The organism is Methylobacterium sp. CCH5-D2 (genome assembly GCF_001556475.1).
GTDB classification, from domain to species: domain Bacteria; phylum Pseudomonadota; class Alphaproteobacteria; order Rhizobiales; family Beijerinckiaceae; genus Methylobacterium; species Methylobacterium hispanicum.
In genome coordinates this window covers 1-3,627 of record NZ_LSIX01000479.1, presented here as the reverse complement: position 1 = coordinate 3,627, position 3,627 = coordinate 1, and the positions used below count along the sequence as shown (strand labels likewise).

At 69.2% G+C, this 3,627-nt stretch carries 3 protein-coding genes; 2 read left to right on the top strand and 1 reads right to left on the bottom strand.

The window, feature by feature from the left end:
* The first annotated feature begins 295 nt into the window (after window positions 1-295).
* Together typA and AX737_RS12145 are read left to right on the top strand one after the other, a co-directional pair.
* Window positions 296-2,119 (top strand): translational GTPase TypA, encoded by a 1,824-nt coding sequence (gene typA / locus AX737_RS12150; RefSeq protein WP_066921655.1) that lies wholly within the window; start codon window positions 296-298, stop codon window positions 2,117-2,119.
* Window positions 2,120-2,314: 195 nt separating this feature from the next.
* Window positions 2,315-2,926 carry a 4-carboxy muconolactone decarboxylase gene (locus tag AX737_RS12145; protein WP_066921654.1) on the top strand — a complete coding sequence of 204 codons (612 nt, stop codon included), beginning with the start codon at window positions 2,315-2,317 and terminating at the stop codon, window positions 2,924-2,926.
* A gap of 17 nt (window positions 2,927-2,943) precedes the next feature.
* Here AX737_RS12145 and AX737_RS12140 read toward each other — a convergent pair.
* A partial coding sequence (locus AX737_RS12140; protein WP_066921652.1) for an ABC transporter substrate-binding protein occupies window positions 2,944-3,627 on the bottom strand: 684 nt, incomplete at its 5' end.

Genomic DNA, 3,627 nt, shown 5'->3' with positions numbered 1-3,627 from the left:
ACAGTTCTCATCCCTCACCCTGTCCCTCTCCCGCACGGGAGAGGGGACCCGCGCCTTACCGGACCGAGGCTCGCTCGGCGTATGCGATCACCCACCCCTGCGGGGGAGGGGGATGCGGGGGCGGCCGCAGCATGATCGGTGCACGGCACCCACCCACACTTGCAGGACGCGCACTTGCCGGACGCGTCCGCACCTTCTATTGCAACGCGGAAAGCCCTGAATCCGCCACCACACCCGGCGGGACGGCCAAGATCGGCCGGCCCCGTGGCGGGTTCTTCACGCTTCGGACATCCTTATGAAGCTGCGCAACATCGCCATCATCGCCCACGTCGACCACGGCAAGACCACGCTCGTCGACAAGCTGCTCCAGCAGTCCGGCACCTTCCGCGAGAACCAGCGGGTCGAGGAGCGGGCGATGGACTCGAACGACCTCGAGAAGGAGCGCGGCATCACCATCCTGGCCAAGGCGACCTCGGTCGTCTGGCAGGACACCCGGGTGAACATCGTGGACACCCCCGGCCACGCCGATTTCGGCGGCGAGGTCGAGCGCATCCTCTCGATGGTCGACGGCGTGATCGTGCTGGTCGACGCGGCCGAGGGCCCGATGCCGCAGACCAAGTTCGTGGTCGGCAAGGCGCTCAAGATCGGCCTCAGGCCCATCGTGGCGATCAACAAGGTCGACCGTCCGGACGCGCGCATCAACGAGGTGGTCAACGAGGTCTTCGACCTGTTCGCCGCGCTCGACGCCACCGACGAGCAGCTCGACTTCCCGATCCTCTACGGGTCCGGCCGCGCCGGCTGGATGGCCGATTCGCCGGACGGCGACCAGAGCCAGGGCCTCAGCCCGCTCTTCGACCTCGTGCTCCGGCACGTGCCGCCGGCGCGGACCGAGGACGGCCCGTTCCGGATGCTCGGCACGCTTCTCGAGGCCAACCCCTTCCTCGGCCGCATCATCACGGGCCGCATCGCCTCGGGCACCGTCCGCCCCAACCAGTCGATCAAGGTGCTCGATCGCGAGGGCAAGGTCGTGGAGACCGGCCGCGTCTCGAAGATCCTGGCCTTCCGCGGCCTTGAGCGGGCTCCCATCGAGGTCGGCGAGGCGGGCGACATCGTCTCGATCGCGGGCCTCGTGAAGGGCACGGTCGCCGACACCTTCTGCGACCCGCAGGTCGATACCCCGATCCAGGCCCAGCCGATCGACCCGCCGACCGTGACGATGTCGTTCATCGTGAACGATTCGCCGCTCGCCGGCACCGAGGGCGACAAGGTCACGAGCCGCATGATCCGCGACCGCCTGTTCAAGGAGGCCGAGGGCAACGTCACGCTCAAGATCGAGGAGGCCGCCGACAAGGACTCCTTCTACGTCTCCGGCCGCGGCGAGCTTCAGCTCTCGATCCTCATCGAGACCATGCGGCGCGAGGGCTTCGAGATCGCCGTCTCGCGTCCGCGCGTCGTCTACGAGAAGGACGCGGACGGCGGGGTGCTGGAGCCGGTCGAGGAGGTCGTCATCGACGTGGACGAGGAGCACTCGGGCGTCGTCGTGCAGAAGATGTCCGAGCGCAAGGCCGAGATGCTGGAGATGCGCCCCTCCGGCGGCGACCGCCTGCGCCTCGTCTTCCACGCCCCCACCCGCGGCCTGATCGGCTACCAGGGCGAGCTGCTGACCGACACCCGCGGCACCGCGATCATGAACCGCCTGTTCAAGGCCTACGAGCCCTACAAGGGCGAGATGCCGGGCCGGCGCAACGGCGTGCTGATCTCGAACGACAAGGGCGAGGCCGTGGCCTACGCCATGTGGAACCTCGAGGATCGCGGCCCGATGATGATCGAGCCCGGCTGGAAGGTCTACCAGGGCATGATCGTCGGCGAGCACAACCGCGAGAACGACCTCGAGGTGAACGTGCTCAAGGGCAAGAAGCTCACCAACATCCGCACCACCTCGAAGGACGAGGCCGTGCGCCTGACGCCGCCGATCAAGATGACGCTCGAGCGCTCGCTGGCCTGGATCCAGGACGACGAGCTGGTCGAGGTCACGCCGAAGTCGATCCGCCTGCGCAAGGCCGTGCTCGACCCGAACGACCGCAAGCGCGCCGAGCGTGCGAAGGAAGCGCTGGCCTAGAGCCAACGTCCCGCCGCCACCTTCGAAGGCCCGGAGCGCCCGCCGCTCCGGGCCTTCTTCGTTTCGCCGCGAGGTGCGGGGCGTCGCGAATCGCGGCCGGTGTCAGGCCTTCCGGGCGCGACACTCCGGAGGAGCCTCGCATCCGGTCGCCCGCTCGGCGACAAGGAGGCGCCCCCTTCGGAGACCCGATCCACGATGCGTACCCTCCTCGCCCTCGCCCTCATCGTCTCACCGCTCGCGGCCCGGGCTGCGGAGAGGCTGCCGACGATTCCGCCGAGCCAGTACACGCCCGAGCAGAAGCAGGCCGCCGAAGCCTTCGAGGCGGCGCGCAAGACGCCCGTCTTCGGCCCCTTCGAGCCGCTGATGTACTCGCCCGAGGTGATGACGCTCGCCCGCTCGATGGGCGATTACCTGCGCTACAAGCCGAAGATCGGCACCACGCTCTCGGAACTCGTCATCCTGATCACGGCGCGGCGCTGGACGCAGGACTACGAGTGGTACGTCCACGCGCCGATCGCCAGGAAGGTCGGTATCGCCGAGCCGGTGATCGCGGCGATCCGCGACGGGCGACGCCCGGAGGGCATGAGCGCCGACGAGACGCTGGTCTACGATTTCACCAACGAGCTGCAGGAGAACAAGCGCGTCTCGGACACCACATTCGCCAAGGCCGAGCAGCGCTTCGGCAAGGACGGCGTCGTCGATCTCGCGGCGGTGAGCGGCTACTACACCTTCCTGGCGATGGAGCTGAACATGGCCCGCTATCCGCTCCCGAAGGACGGCACGCCGCTCCCGCGCCTGCCGGAGTGAAGGACCTCCCGCGTTCCTCAGCTTCCCGGCTTCCACACCGCGTCCGACACGGTGATCGGCTTTGGCAGCAGCTTCAGCTTGTGGAAGGTGTCGGCCACCCGCTGCTGGTCGGCGATGGCCGCCGCGTCGAGGGGCGCGACGCCGTAGGATTGCCGCCGCAGCGCCACCGCGAGGATCGGCGCCGGGATGCCGACGCTCGGCGCGAGTTCGGTCGCCACCGCGTCGGTGTTGTCCTTGGCCCAGGCGTCGATCTCGCCGACCGCCTCGATCAGCGCATCGACCGCCTTGCGGTTCTGGTCGGCGAAGTCGCGGCGCGACAGGTAGAACTGCCGGTTCGGCGCGAGGCCCTCGCCGTTGACCAGCGTCCGGGCGCCGGTCGAGCGTTCGCCCGAGGCCTGATAGGGGTCCCAGATCACCCAGGCATCGACCGCGCCGCGGGCGAAGGCGGCGGCCCCGTCGGCCGGCGTCAGAAAGGCGGTCTTGATCTCCTCGTAGGGCACGCCCGCCTCTTCCAGCGCGCGCACCAGCAGGAAGTGCACGTTCGAGCCCTTGTTGAGGGCGACCGTGCGGCCGCGCAGGTCCGCCACGGTCCTGATCGGCGAATCAGCCTTCACCAGGATCGCCTCGCCCTTCGGCGCCGGCGGCTCGGCCGCGACGTAGACGAGGTTCGGGCTCGCGGCCGAGCCGCCGGCGCCGAAGGG